Source organism: Nocardia sp. CDC153, from assembly GCF_035818515.1.
Classification (GTDB): Bacteria; Actinomycetota; Actinomycetes; order Mycobacteriales; family Mycobacteriaceae; genus Nocardia.
Map to the genome: position 1 here is coordinate 986194 of NZ_JAYKYU010000002.1, position 12744 is coordinate 998937.

At 68.5% G+C, this 12744-nt stretch carries 12 protein-coding genes; 6 read left to right on the forward strand and 6 right to left on the reverse strand.

What is annotated here, in order from left to right; translation table 11 throughout:
* The first annotated feature begins 148 nt into the window (after positions 1-148).
* The 3 genes from VMT65_RS13150 to VMT65_RS13160 all read left to right on the forward strand — a co-directional run bounded on the left by VMT65_RS13150 (position 149) and on the right by VMT65_RS13160 (position 3686).
* A complete protein-coding gene (locus VMT65_RS13150) occupies positions 149-1666 on the forward strand; it encodes a DUF7782 domain-containing protein (RefSeq protein WP_326308422.1) in 1518 nt (505 codons plus the stop codon).
* A gap of 394 nt (positions 1667-2060) precedes the next feature.
* Positions 2061-3029: a sigma-70 family RNA polymerase sigma factor gene (locus VMT65_RS13155; protein WP_326308423.1), complete on the forward strand. Its 969-nt coding sequence runs from the start codon at positions 2061-2063 to the stop codon at positions 3027-3029.
* 288 nt (positions 3030-3317) lie between these two features.
* Positions 3318-3686 (forward strand): hypothetical protein, encoded by a 369-nt coding sequence (locus VMT65_RS13160; protein ID WP_326308424.1) that lies wholly within the window; start codon positions 3318-3320, stop codon positions 3684-3686.
* Here VMT65_RS13160 and VMT65_RS13165 read toward each other — a convergent pair.
* Complete coding sequence (locus VMT65_RS13165) at positions 3679-4512, reverse strand: SDR family NAD(P)-dependent oxidoreductase (RefSeq protein ID WP_326308425.1); 834 nt, start codon at positions 4510-4512, stop codon at positions 3679-3681. The two genes, VMT65_RS13160 and VMT65_RS13165, sit on opposite strands and share 8 nt — an antisense overlap.
* Positions 4513-4586: 74 nt before the next feature.
* On the opposite strand from VMT65_RS13165, the gene VMT65_RS13170 reads away from it, so the two are divergent.
* Positions 4587-4994, forward strand: coding sequence for a winged helix-turn-helix transcriptional regulator (locus VMT65_RS13170; RefSeq protein ID WP_326308426.1), 408 nt, complete (start codon positions 4587-4589; stop codon positions 4992-4994).
* Here the strand turns inward: VMT65_RS13170 and VMT65_RS13175 are convergent.
* The 4 genes from VMT65_RS13175 to VMT65_RS13190 all read right to left on the reverse strand — a co-directional run bounded on the left by VMT65_RS13175 (position 4984) and on the right by VMT65_RS13190 (position 10109).
* The gene (locus VMT65_RS13175) at positions 4984-5805 is read right to left on the reverse strand and encodes a helix-turn-helix domain-containing protein (protein WP_326308427.1); all 822 of its coding nucleotides are present in this window, start codon (positions 5803-5805) and stop codon (positions 4984-4986) included. The two genes, VMT65_RS13170 and VMT65_RS13175, sit on opposite strands and share 11 nt — an antisense overlap.
* Positions 5806-5922: 117 nt before the next feature.
* Positions 5923-8070, reverse strand: a complete 2148-nt coding sequence (locus VMT65_RS13180; protein WP_326308428.1) for an MMPL family transporter — start codon at positions 8068-8070, stop codon at positions 5923-5925.
* A gap of 93 nt (positions 8071-8163) precedes the next feature.
* Positions 8164-9723: an MFS transporter gene (locus VMT65_RS13185; RefSeq protein WP_326308429.1), complete on the reverse strand. Its 1560-nt coding sequence runs from the start codon at positions 9721-9723 to the stop codon at positions 8164-8166.
* A gap of 29 nt (positions 9724-9752) precedes the next feature.
* Positions 9753-10109, reverse strand: a complete 357-nt coding sequence (locus VMT65_RS13190) for a VOC family protein (protein ID WP_326308430.1) — start codon at positions 10107-10109, stop codon at positions 9753-9755.
* Positions 10110-10328: 219 nt separating this feature from the next.
* Here VMT65_RS13190 and VMT65_RS13195 point away from each other — a divergent pair, with 219 nt between their 5' ends.
* On the forward strand, positions 10329-11228 hold the full coding sequence (locus tag VMT65_RS13195; protein WP_326308431.1) for a LysR family transcriptional regulator: 900 nt from the start codon (positions 10329-10331) through the stop codon (positions 11226-11228).
* Between the two features lie 58 nt (positions 11229-11286).
* Positions 11287-12138: an NAD(P)H-binding protein gene (locus VMT65_RS13200; protein WP_326308433.1), complete on the forward strand. Its 852-nt coding sequence runs from the start codon at positions 11287-11289 to the stop codon at positions 12136-12138.
* Here VMT65_RS13200 and VMT65_RS13205 read toward each other — a convergent pair.
* Positions 12128-12700 carry a TetR/AcrR family transcriptional regulator gene (locus VMT65_RS13205; protein ID WP_326308435.1) on the reverse strand — a complete coding sequence of 191 codons (573 nt, stop codon included), beginning with the start codon at positions 12698-12700 and terminating at the stop codon, positions 12128-12130. The two genes, VMT65_RS13200 and VMT65_RS13205, sit on opposite strands and share 11 nt — an antisense overlap.
* Between the last annotated feature and the right edge of the window lie 44 nt (positions 12701-12744).

The window sequence follows — 12744 nt, forward strand, 5'->3', positions numbered from 1 at the left end:
CCGCAGGTGAGATCGCAAATTCATCGATAAGTGAGCTGAAATTCATGGGTTCGAGTCGCCAGCAACCAACCGGTTCCCCGCACAGCGGACTCCCAGACCCAGCCCCGCCACCGAATGCCCGAGGGTTGCGGTGGCAGAGTTCCTGCTCATGCCGACGAATCAGACGACCCGATCGTCCCTGCTCGCCGACCTCGCGCCCGACCTACGCGCCGCGTTGACCCGCGTCCGCTACGACGCGGACACCCTCCTGGACGCGCTGGGCGAGGCCGCGCACGCCGCCCTCGGCCGCGGCGAGCCCGTCCCCGTCCGCCGCGCCGCCGCGGACCTGGGCGAACTGGGCACCCTGGTGCGACTGCTGCTGCTCGGCGATCCGGTCACCGAAACCGATGCGGCCGCGGCCTTCTCCCCGTTGAGCATCGACCGGGCCGTCGCGGCGGGCCTGCTCGAGCGCGACGGCACCGAGATCCGCGCCGCCCTGGACCTGCGCCCCCTCGATCTGGGCGAGGGCACCCGCTGGGTGCTGTCCGATCTCGACGACTCCATGCGCCGCCGCAGCCTCGACACCGATCACGTCCTCGGCGTCGGCCAGGCCTCCCTTTCTCTCTTGCGCGCCACCCCGACCCACAAGGTCGGCACCGTCCTGGACCTCGGCACCGGCTGCGGCGTCCAGGCCGTGCACGCCGCCGCCTACGGCGCAACCGTCACCGGCACCGACCTCAACGAGCGCGCCCTGTGGCTGGCCGAGGCGACCGCCGCCCTCAACGACCTGGATATCGAACTGCTGCAGGGCTCCTGGTTCGAACCGGTCGCCGGTCGCCGCTTCGATCAGGTGGTGGCCAACCCCCCGTTCGTGGTCGGCCCGGCCCGCGTCGAACACACCTATCGCGACTCCGGCCTGCACCTCGACGGCGCGAGCGAACTCGTCATCTCAGGTATCCCGGACATGTTGAACCCGGGCGGCACCGCGGCCCTGCTCGCCTCCTGGGTGCACATCGAGGGCGAGGACTGGCGCAGCCGCGTCGCGAGCTGGCTGCCCGACCACGGCATCGACGCCTGGATCGTGCAGCGCGACATCGCCGATCCGGCCCTCTATGTCGGAACCTGGCTGCGCGACGCCGGATTGGATCCGCGCGAGGGCGCGGCCCAGGCCCGCGCCGAACGCTGGCTCGACGCCTTCGCCGAATCGCAGGTGGTGGGCATCGGTTTCGGCTTCGTCTACCTGCGTGCCATCGACGGCCCGACCGAACTGCTCGCCGAGGACCTCACCCACGGCTTCGACGATCCGCTGGGCGCGGAGGCGCTGGCCTACTTCGAGCGCTCGGCCTGGCTGCGCGCCGCGGCCGCCGACCCGGACCGCATTCTCGACTCCCGCTACGAGGTCGATCCGGCCACCGCCCTCGAACGCGTCTACCTCCCCGGCGACGAGGGCTGGGATCAGCGGGTGGCCCGGCTACACCGCGGCGACGGCCCGCGCTGGCAGCACGAGGTCGACGACACCACCGCCGCGCTACTGGCGGGCATGCGCCCCGACGGCCTGCCGCTGCGCGAACTCGTCGACCTGCTGGCCTTCGGCGAGACCGGCGAGGCGGCCACCCCGGAATTCGAGACCGCCGCCATGACCATCGTGGCCGGGCTGGTGCGCCACGGCCTGATCCACCCGCGCTGAAACCCCAGGAAACCGCCCCTGATCGGCGGTGAGCTCAATCACGATCGCATGTCGCCCGCCTAACGATGCGGCACGGCCCGGGAATGCGGGCGACCTGCGGATCGTTGCCCCTCGTGCTCGAATTTCGACGCCCGGGCAAGGCCCATACACACGTGCCGCGCACGTATTCGCTTGTCGCGTCAGGAAGTTCGGGCCCGGCGGTGGCAACCACCCGGACACCGAGGGCCTTCCGCCGGGGGGCGCGAGTTCGCAAGGATACGCGCTTCTCAGGAACTTCTCAGCCGTGCATCGTAAAAACCGCAGCTCAGGTGCGGTTTACCGGTGGTCCGGCGGGGAACTTTCCTGATGTCGGGTCCGTTGAACGGAGCGAGACACCACCGACAGGAGGCAAGTCATGACAAGCCCCGCCACCACTGACGTGCGCACCAGCGAACAAGACCTCGACGCCCAGAGCCCCGCCGCCGACCTGGTACGCGTGTACCTGAACGGGATCGGCAAAACGGCACTGCTCACGGCCGCCGACGAGGTCGAGCTGGCCAAGCGCATCGAGGCGGGCCTCTATGCTCAGCACCTGCTGGAGACGAGCAAGCGTCTGTCGGCCGCGAAGAAGAAGGATCTCGCGATCCTCGTCCGCGAAGGCCAGGCCGCCCGCCAGCACCTGCTGGAAGCGAACCTCCGCCTCGTGGTCTCCCTCGCCAAGCGCTACACCGGCCGCGGCATGCCGCTGCTGGACCTGATTCAGGAGGGCAACCTGGGTCTGATCCGCGCGATGGAGAAGTTCGACTACACCAAGGGCTTCAAGTTCTCGACCTACGCCACCTGGTGGATTCGTCAGGCCATCACCCGCGGCATGGCCGATCAGTCCCGCACCATTCGCCTGCCCGTCCACCTGGTCGAACAGGTGAACAAGCTCGCCCGCATCAAGCGCGAACTGCACCAGCAGCTGGGCCGCGAGGCCACCGACGCCGAACTGGCCCGCGAGTCGGGCATCCCGGTCGACAAGATCGCCGACCTGCTCGACCACAGCCGCGACCCGGTATCCCTGGACATGCCGGTCGGCAATGACGAAGAGGCCCCGCTGGGCGATTTCATCGAGGACTCCGAGGCCACCTCGGCCGAGAGTGCCGTGATCGCCGGACTGCTGCACCGCGATGTGCGCAGTGTGCTGGCCACCCTGGACGAGCGTGAGCAGCAGGTCATCCGCCTGCGCTACGGCCTGGACGACGGTCAGCCGCGCACCCTCGACCAGATCGGCAAGCTGTTCGGTCTGTCCCGCGAGCGCGTGCGTCAGATCGAGCGCGAGGTCATGTCCAAGCTGCGCAAGGGTGAGCGCGCCGATCGCCTGCGCGCCTACGCCAGCTAGCCCCGATCTGCGAGCCGGTTCCCGAACCGAACCGGTTGGCACGCGGTGGAGCTGGTCCCCCTGCCCGGCTCCACCCACCCTCGTCGGGCCATCTCGAGGCGCTGGCCCGATTACCGCCGGTCGATTCCGCTCCCCCATACGTCCCCCTCTGGGAGAGCAGAGTCGACCGGCGTTCTTGTACGCGGCGGCGAATCCGTTTGCGAGGTATGACCGTTTTTTGGGCGATCGACACGCGGAAGCGAGTCGGGTTGCGAGCCAAGCGGTCTCGGGGATGGGACTCTGGCGCGTGTGACCGATTCGCTGACGATGGCCGCCATCGACACCCTGTCGCAAATGGTGAACTCCTATGCGAGCGAGATCGCGGGGGCCTCGCTACCACCGGTGAGCTGGATGTGGGACTGCCGGGCCCGGTTGGAGGGCACGGATGCCGAATTCTGTGGCACGGTGCACCCGGATCTGTCTGCGGCCGAATCGAATACCCAGTTGCTCGCCTGGGCGCGCGCCCTGAATCTCGACGACGACACCGACGAGCGCGAGGCCTCGGCGGGACGGCGCGTCTTCACCGGACGGCTCGGCGATTCCCGCATCCGACTGACGGCGTTCATCGAATCCGTCTATCCGGCAACGGAAACCCAGCCTCTCATCGCGCTCATATAGCCGACCGGATCGCCAGGAGCTCCTCGGTGAGCGCCGCCAGCCGCCGGGCATTGCTGGGATCGAGGGTGGGCAGCGTCAAGGGCAGCTCTCGACCGCGATCGATGGCGGTGAGCGGCCGCGCGGGCGGGTGATCCACGAAATCGTGGATCGGGGCGATCGACTCCCGGACCGGACGGGCGCGGAGGCGGGCCAGTGCTCGGATGAGCGTGCGCGCCACCGGATTCAACGCCGACAGGTCGCCGCTGCGGGTAAAGCCCGGGTGGTAGTGCACGAAACGCACCGTCTCGCCGAATCTCGCGGCGTAATCGACGCCGAGCAGGTCATTGGCCCGCCCGGCCTGCACCTGCGCCCGGATCGCGCCGTAACCGTGCACCAATTGCGGGTCGTCCCAGTTGATTTCGCCCTTGGTGACGCCGACCCCGGAGACGCACACGATCACCGGATCGGTCCCGCGGGCGAGCAGCGGAGTCAGCCGGTGCGACAGCAGGTACCGGCTCAGGTAGTACAGGGCGAAGGTGCGCTCGAGCCCGTCGGCGGTCTCGACGCGATGCGGGGTGAGGCGATTGGCGAACAGGACGAGCGCGTCGATCGCCCCGGTGGCCGCGCCGATCTCGTCGCTCACCCGCTCGTTCTCCGCTATCGAGCTCAGATCCGCGCGCAGGAACCGCAGCCGATCCGCCGTGGCACCGGCCGCGGACTCGAGCGCCTCACCCTTGTCGGCATTGCTGCCGATCGCGAAGACGGTGTCCCCGCGCGCGAGCCGCTCCAGCGCGAACGCCCGCCCCATTCCATCCGTGCCTCCGCTGATGACAACGGTTCGCGTCATGAATCCTCCACTACCCTCGAAATGACCATTTCGATCCTGGAGACCACCCGGGAGCGGCGAAAGAAGGCACTCTCATGTCGGATACGCACACGCGTGTGCCCTCCATGCTGGCCACGGTCCTCGAGACGCCGGTCCCCGCGGCCGAGCACGAAGCCTGCCCTCTGACCGACATGCTGCGCCGCGTGGGCGACAAATGGAGCGTCCTGCTGCTGACCCTGCTCGGCAGCCGCCCCTACCACTTCAACGAACTGCACCGGGCGATCGAGGGCATCAGCCAGCGCATGCTCACCCGCACCCTGCGGTCCCTGGAAACCGACGGATTGATCACGCGCACGGTGTTTTCCACGCTGCCCCCGACCGTCGAATACGCGCTCACACCCCTGGGTGAATCACTGCTGCGCCCGCTCTCGGCGCTGGCCGACTGGGCCGTCGCGCACGAGGGCGAGATCGCCGCCGCCCGTGCGGCAGCGCTCAATTCGTGAAGCCGCGGGTGACCGTCTGGCAGGGGCTGGGAGCGGGGACCTCACCGCGGAAGTAGGCCGTCGGCGGGACACCCATGAGGGACCGGAAATCCGCCGTCATGTGCGACTGGTCGTAGTAGCCCGAGGCGCTGGCCAGATGCGACCACGGGGTGTTGCCCGCGGCGGACAGGACCTGGCGCAGGCGAACGATGCGCGCGTAATGCTTGGGCGACACACCGATTCCCGCCGTGAACAGGTTGCGGAGCTGGCGTTCACTGACGGCGAGAGCGGAGGCCAACTCGCCGATCGAGGCGGCGGAGTCCAGGACGGCGACGGCGGAGCCCAGCAGGCGGCGGTGGTCACGCCGGGTGGCGTCCTCGGAGAGACGTCGCGGGAGCTCGTCCGCCAGGTACGGCGCGACGTCCTCGGGCGCGAGTTCGGCGAGAGCCGCGGCGAGCTCGCCTGCGACGCCCGGCATGTCGGACAGCAGTGCGACGCGGTCGGTCAACTCGACGGCGGGTACACCCAAGAGCGACCGGGCCGCCCCGGGTGCCAAGCGAATCCGCGTACAACCGGCCGGTTTGTTCGGATCCGCGTAGGTGGCCCGGGTCCGCGGCCCCAACACCAGCGCATCCCGACCACCTCCCACCTCCCGCCGCACGACAATCGTGGTCGCGGCCTGCGGAACATGCGTGAACGCCGCGGCCGTCGGCCGAACGGTCGGAAGGTGCGCGATCTCGGAGATCCACGGCCGCAGCGCTTCCGGCGGTGTCAGCAGCTGCTCGAGATCCTCGGCGGTCACGATCGCGGCCGGGGTTTGCACGGTGGTCACCCCCTCCACTCTAGGCAGATCCGTGGGTCGTGACCGTGCCGGTTTTTCCTAGCGCGAAAACCGGCTGCCTCGTAGGACAGCCGGTTCCCGCGCCATTTCCTCGATCGTGTAGCGGCGTCAGCCGATATAGCTGGCTTCGGCCATGCGCCGATCCGTTCGGTCGTGATCGACGGCACCCGGACGCCTGCCGGTGCGCCCGGGCCACCAGGCGCGGCGGCCGAGCAGCGCGGTCAGGGCCGGGGTCAGGAACATCGCCATGACGAAGGCCGCGAGCGCGATGCCGAAGGAGATGGCGAAGCCCATCTGGGCCAGCATCGCATTGCCCGCCAGCATCATCGAGGCGAAGGTGCCCGCCAGGATGACACCCGCCGCGGCGATGGTCGGACCGGTGTGGCGCAGGCTCTCGGCGGCCGCGGTGCGCGGGTCGTTGCCCTCGCTGGCCTCTTCGCGCAGGCGGGCCACCATGAGGATGTTGTAGTCGGTGCCCAGGGCGATGACGAACATGTACATGATGATCGGGAGCGAGAAGATCAAACCCGAGTTGCCCTGTGCCCGTTGGAAGACCAGCACCGCCGCGCCCAGGGTGGCGGCGAAGCCGAGGCCGACCGCGCCCATCAGGTACCAGGGTGCGACCACGCTGCGCAGCAGGACGGCGAGCACCAGAGCGATGAAGACGGCCGCCACCGGGAACACGACCTTGTAGTCATGGTTCATGGCGGCCTTGAAATCGACCAGCACCGAGCTCATTCCGCCGACATAGGCGGTGGCACCGGCCGGTGCCGCCGCGTGCGCGCTGTCCCGCAGTGGGCCGCGGACCGTGGCGAGTGCGGCGTCGGAGGTCGGATCGGCGGTCAGGGTGACCTGGTATTCGGCGATGGACCCGTCGGTCGACAGGCGCGGTGCGCTCACTTGCCCGACACCGGGGGTGGCCGCCAGCGCGGTCCGATAGCTACCGAGTTGGTCGCCGGTGAGAGTGCTGTCCGAGTGCAGGTAGACCAGCGACGGCTGGGTCGCACCCGCGGGCATGCCCTTGAGCAGTTCCTTGCTGTAGACGCTGGATTCGGCGGTGTCGGAGGTGGATCCGGAGCTCATGTCGAAGGTCGGATGGAAGCCGAAGGCGGCGACGCCGAGCGCCACCAGCACCGCGCCCGCGGCGACGGCGAACATGCCGGGTCGGCGGCCGAGCCCGCGGCCCAGGGCCGCGAACACCGCGCCCTTGGGTTCGCGCTGCCAGCTCTTGGACGGCCAGAACACCTTGGTGCCGAGCTTCGAGACGATGGCCGGGACCAGGGTCAGACCCGCCAGCGCGGCGACCGCCACGGCGATGGCCAACGCCGGACCGAGCGCGCGGAACATGCCGAGCGTGGACAGGGTCAGCGCGAGGAAGGCGATGATCACCGCACCGGCGGCGGAGGTGATGGCCTCCCCGACCCGGGTGACCGCGCTGATCATGGCGGTCTTGGCATCCTCACCGGCGCGCAGGCGCTCGCGGTAGCGGAACATCAGGAACAGGATGTAATCCGTTCCGACACCGAACAATACGACGGTCAGCAGCGAGTTGACCGAACTGTCCACCTTCAGGTCGAAGGCGTGGGCGACGATGGCGATCAGCCCGCCCACCATGCTGGAGACCGCGCCGATGGTGATGATCGGCAGCAGTGCGATCACCGGACTGCGGAAGATGACGAGCATCAGCACCAGGATCAGCACCACGGTGGCAATGCCGATGATCGCCATGCCTTTGTTGCCGGATTCGGTCTGATCGAGGGTCTGCGCGGCCGTACCGGTGATACCGGCCTTCAGCTCCCCGGACACCTGCCCATGCAGGGCGTCGCGCAGCGCCTTGACCGCGTCGGTCTGCGTCTTGTCGCTCGGGTCGGTGGTCTTGGTCATCTGCACCGCGATGACCTGGATGGACCGGTTCGCCGCGGCCGGGGTCGCCTGAACTCCGGTGACGCCCTTGATGTTCCGACCGGACAGGTCGGCGGCAACGGTGGTGACGCGGTCGGAGTCGGCGGCGGTGAGCGGGGCCCCGTCGGTCCGCTCCACCACGATGAGCGCCGCGGGCGTCACATCGTCGGGAAAGGCCTTCTGCTGCAGATCCATCGCCTGGATGGATTCGTAATGCGAAGGCAGGAAGGAGGATTGGTCGGTGGTGGCGGTGAGTTTCGGTGCCAGTCCTACGATCGCGATGGTGGCGAGGACCCAGAGGGCTATCACCTTCCATGGATGTCTGACGGCAATGCGCCCGAGTAGAGCGAACATTGGCGGAGGTTCCTTTCGAAAGGACGGAGTCGGTGGATGCTGTTGCGCCGGAGCAGCGTCGCGAACGGGTCTGATATGGACCTGACACGCGGCTTATACGGCGGCGGAAACGGTGTCAGTACTGTCGGTCTCGGCCGCTGCCCGCGGTTCGGGCCGGTGACCGCGCACCACGACCAGGGCGAGCACCGCCGCGGCCAGCACGCCGAGCGCGCTCACCCCGAAGCTGACCGACATGGCTCCCGCGAAGGCGGTGCGCGCCGTGTGCGCCAGTCCGCCGTCACCGTTCGCGCCCGCCAGGGCCAGGGCGTCGGCGAGGGAATGCTTGGCCTGCGCCGGAGCGGAATTCGGCATCTTGTGGGTGAAGACGGCCGAGACCAGGCTGCCGAGGACGGCGACACCCAGTGCCGCGCCCGCCTGCTGAATGGTGTCGTTGAGCGCCGAGCCGACCCCGGCCTGCTCGGGCGGCACCGCGCCGGTGATGGTCGCGATGGCCGCGGGCATGGCCAGCCCGCCGCCCAGGCCGAACACGATCAGCGCGATCGAGATCATGCCGAAGCCGCTGTCCGCGGAAAGGGTTGCCAGCAGCAGTGATCCGGCCGCCATGAACAGCAGGCCCACCACCGTGAGCATCCGATTGCCGACCTTGGGGCCCAGGCCCGCACCCGCGCCACTGGCCAGCAGCGCCGCGATCGCCATGGGCAGGAACGCGGTTCCGGCCTTCAGCGGCGAATAGCCCAGGCCGAACTGGAGATACTGGGTGAGCACCAGCAGCAGTCCGCCATTGCCGACCTGCACCAGGGTGAGCGAGACACTGCCCCCGGCGAAATCGCGATCCCGGAACAACCCCAGCGGCACCATCGGATGCTCGACGCGCGATTCCCACCACAGGAAACCGATCAGGCCGACGATCGTGACGATCAACGCGACGACGGTGCCGGTGGAACCCATCCCGTGCGCGGGCAATTCGGTGATCGTCCACACCAGGGCGACCATGGTGACGGCCGACAGGAGCGCGCCGACCGGATCGGGTCGCCGCCACGGACCCCGCGATTCGGGGACCAGCGTCACCACCGCGACCAGCGCGGCCACCACGATCGGGATATTGATGAGAAACACCGCGCCCCACCAGAATCGGTCGATGAGCACGCCGCCGAGCACGGGGCTGCCGATCAGGCCGAGCATGCTCACGCCGCCCAGCGCGGACAGCGCCTTGTGCCGTTCCTCCTCGTCGAAGAGGTTGATGACGATCGAGAGCCCCGCGGGCATGATCAGCGCGCCGCCGATGCCCATCACCACGCGGGCGGTGATCAACTCCCCCGCGCTGCCCGCGACCGTCGCCAGCACCGAGGCCGCGCCGAACAGGGCCAGCCCGACGGTCATGATTCGCTTGCGCCCGAAGCGATCCGAGAGGCTGCCCGAGGTGAGCAGCAGACCGGCGAACACCAGCATGTAGGAGTCCAGGATCCACTGCGTGGCCTGGGCGTCGGCGTGCAGATCCGCGGCGAGGGCGGGCACCGCCACCGTCAGCGCCATATTGTCGATGACGAGGATGATCGTGGCCAGGCACAGCGCCACCAGGATCCACCAGCGCCGGGGATTGCGGGTGACGGCCGGTCCCGCTTCGGTTGTCGGGGGTGTGGATATCGATTCCATCGAATTCTCTTCTCGCAAGATGGATGTCGTCAGGGGTAGCCTGCGGGCGGGGTCCATTGGGTCAGCTCGATCTCGACCTGATTCGGGTCGGTGAGGCGCAGCAGCAGCGTCCCCCCGGCGGCCCGGCGCAGCGGCTCGCTGATGGGCGCGCCCGCCTCTTCCAGCCGCTCGTGCTCGGCGATCAGGTCGGGGACGTCGAAGGACATCCGCACGGTGTCCGACTGCGCTTGCCGCAGCACGATTTCCACGTCCAGGTCGTCGCGCTCGAGACAGATCGAGTCCTCGCCGATCGGTGTGGCACGGAATCCCAGGTGGGTGCAGAAGAACGTGCTCGAAGCCGCGGGATCGGAGACGGCCAGGGTAATGGCCGCGCCGAGGATTCTCATACCGTTCACTCCCTTCGCCAGATGTGGCCGCCGGGCTCGGCGGCCTTACTCAGCTTCGGAGTTTGCGCAGGTAGGAACAATGACGAAGATCGAAAGGTCGGTTAACCCAGGGGTTTACGACCGCGGTACGCTGGACATAACGGAGCGGCCGCTCTGTTATGGGTTACAGTGGTTGCGCTCATCGACTGTCGGCGAGCGGGCCGGAGAGCGGAGATCGTCATGGAGATGCGGGATATCGAGATCTTCATAACCTTGGCCGAGGAACTGCATTTCGGCCGGACCGCCGAGAAACTCCAGGTCACACCCGCGCGAGTCAGCCAGGCGATCAAGAAGCAGGAGCGGCGGGTCCAGGCCACGCTGTTCGAACGCACCTCCCGCTCGGTCGCGTTGACGCCCATCGGACGCCAGCTCTACGAGGACCTCAAGCAGGCCCAGAGCCTGATCGACAGCGGCCTGACCCGGGCCCGCGCCGCCAGCCGCAGCGTCCAGGGCAGCTTGCGCATCGCGGTCATGAGCATTCTGGGCCTGTATCTGAACCCGGTGATCGAGGCCTTCAATGACCGATACCCGGACTGCACGGTCGAATTGGTCGACTTCCCGCACAGCGAGCCCTTCACCGCGCTGCGCGCGCAGGCCGTCGATCTCGGCCTGATCTGGCTACCGGTTCGCGAACCCGATCTGACGGTCGGCCCGGTGGTCATGACCGAGGGCCGGGTGCTGGCCACCCCGACCACCTCCGATCTCGCTCGCCGCACCACGATGACGATGGAGGATCTGGCCGACTGCGTCTTCCCGGAGCTGGGCAACGTGCCGGGCTATTGGGCCGAAAGCATGCTTCCCGCAACGACTCCCAGCGGCCGACCGATCGCGCGCGGCCCGGAAGCGGCCTCGTTCTTCGAGATTCTGCCCCTGATCATGTCCGGCACGGTGGTCTCCACCATGAACGCCCACGTCGCCTGGACCTATACCCCGCCCAACATCACCTACGTTCCGATCGTCGACGCGCCACCGACCGAATGGGCACTGGTCTGGCTATCGGCAGCGGAAAGCGCCGCCATCCGCGCCTTCGTCGACACCGCCCGCGAGATCGGCGTCCGCGCGATCGTCGCGGACCGGTAGCGCGGGGTGTGCCGGTTTTTCCTATAGCCACGGGGCCGGGGTCGGCAGGGTTATGGGCATGATCGTAGTTACCGGTGCCACGGGCACCATTGGCAGTGAAGTGGTTCGGCAGCTGGCCGCGCGCGGTGTGAAAGTGCGTGCGGTGACCCGGAATCCGGAGACGGCGGCGGTTCCCGAGGGCGTGGAGGTGGTGCGGGGCGACTATCTCGATCCGGCCTCCTTGGCCGCGGCCCTCGAGGGTGCCGAGGCGGCGTTTCTCAATGGGCAGGTGTCGATCGAGGCGAGTGATACCGATACCGCGCTGATCGAGGCCGCGCGGGATGCGGGGGTCCCGCGGTTGGTGAAGCTGTCCGCGATCGGTACCGGGGATACGCTCTTGGGGCCGTTCGCGGCCTGGCATATGCCGGGCGAGAAGGCGATCAGTGAAAGCGGGGCGGTGTGGACGATCCTGCGGCCCAGCTCTTTCGCGTCGAACACGCTGAGTTGGGTCGCGCCGATCAAGGCCGGGCAACCGGTGCCCAATATGACCGGAACCGGCGCGCAGGGCGTGGTCGATCCCCGGGACATCGCCGCGGTGGCCGTCGAAATCCTGCTGTCCGACGACCACGCGGGCCGCGTCTACACCCTCACCGGGCCGGAGGCGCTGTCGGTGCCCGACCAGGTGGCGATTCTGGGTGCGGCACTGGGCCGTCGGCTCGAGGTGGCCGACATTCCGTTCGATCAGGTCAAGGCGGCGTTGATCGCGGCGGGCCGGAGCGAGAAATTCGCCGAGCGCGCGACGGCCGGCAATGCCTTCGTCCGCAATGGCGGGAACACCACCGTCACTCGGGATGTCGAGCGAGTGACTGGTCGCGCACCCCGAACCTACGCCGACTGGGTACGCGATCACCTGGCGGCCTTCACGGCTTGAGGATTGAGCCCCAACCCTTTTCGAGCAGTTCGAAGATGCGATCGAGGTCGCCCGCCGGATCATCGCGACGGCGGGCGACATCGAGGGCGCCGAAGACGAGGTGCGCCAAGGACACGACGGCCAGATCGTCGGGTTCCCGGCCGAGATCCTCGGCGATGGCCCGAGCCAGCGCACCCTCGTGCCGCAACCACATCTTGTGGAAGTAGCTCGACAGCGCCGGGGTCTCCTCGATCAGGCGCATGAAGTCGCGCATCTCCGCGGTGTCGCCCGGCCGCGGGTTCTTCGCGAAGCCTTCGCGCAGACCCTCCAGCACGGTCGTGCCCGGGGCACGGTCGCGAACGGCGGCCACCAGGGCCGCCTCGCGATCGCCGTCCATATCGAAGACCAGTGATTCCTTCCCGTCCGGGAAGTGCGCGAACAGCGTGGGCACCGAGACCTCGGCGGCCTCGGCCACCTCCTTGACGCTGACCGCGTCGTAGCCGCGTTCCAGGAACAGTCGCAGGGCCGCATCGGCCAAGGCCTTGCGGGTCTGGGCCTTCTTCCGCTCGCGCAGTCCGCTCATGGGGAACCACCCTACCGACAGTTGCCTAAGTCATACAAATCTCT

Excerpts from the sequence above, each read along its gene's own strand:
- VMT65_RS13205 (WP_326308435.1), bottom strand. The coding sequence starts at position 12,700 with ATGAGCGGACTGCGCGAGCGGAAGAAGGCCCAGACCCGCAAGGCCTTG.
- VMT65_RS13195 (WP_326308431.1), top strand. The coding sequence starts at position 10,329 with ATGGAGATGCGGGATATCGAGATCTTCATAACCTTGGCCGAGGAACTG.
- VMT65_RS13170 (WP_326308426.1), top strand. The coding sequence starts at position 4,587 with ATGTCGGATACGCACACGCGTGTGCCCTCCATGCTGGCCACGGTCCTC.
- VMT65_RS13165 (WP_326308425.1), bottom strand. The coding sequence starts at position 4,512 with ATGACGCGAACCGTTGTCATCAGCGGAGGCACGGATGGAATGGGGCGG.
- VMT65_RS13200 (WP_326308433.1), top strand. The coding sequence starts at position 11,287 with ATGATCGTAGTTACCGGTGCCACGGGCACCATTGGCAGTGAAGTGGTT.
- VMT65_RS13185 (WP_326308429.1), bottom strand. The coding sequence starts at position 9,723 with ATGGAATCGATATCCACACCCCCGACAACCGAAGCGGGACCGGCCGTC.
- VMT65_RS13180 (WP_326308428.1), bottom strand. The coding sequence starts at position 8,070 with ATGTTCGCTCTACTCGGGCGCATTGCCGTCAGACATCCATGGAAGGTG.
- VMT65_RS13155 (WP_326308423.1), top strand. The coding sequence starts at position 2,061 with ATGACAAGCCCCGCCACCACTGACGTGCGCACCAGCGAACAAGACCTC.
- VMT65_RS13150 (WP_326308422.1), top strand. The coding sequence starts at position 149 with ATGCCGACGAATCAGACGACCCGATCGTCCCTGCTCGCCGACCTCGCG.
- VMT65_RS13190 (WP_326308430.1), bottom strand. The coding sequence starts at position 10,109 with ATGAGAATCCTCGGCGCGGCCATTACCCTGGCCGTCTCCGATCCCGCG.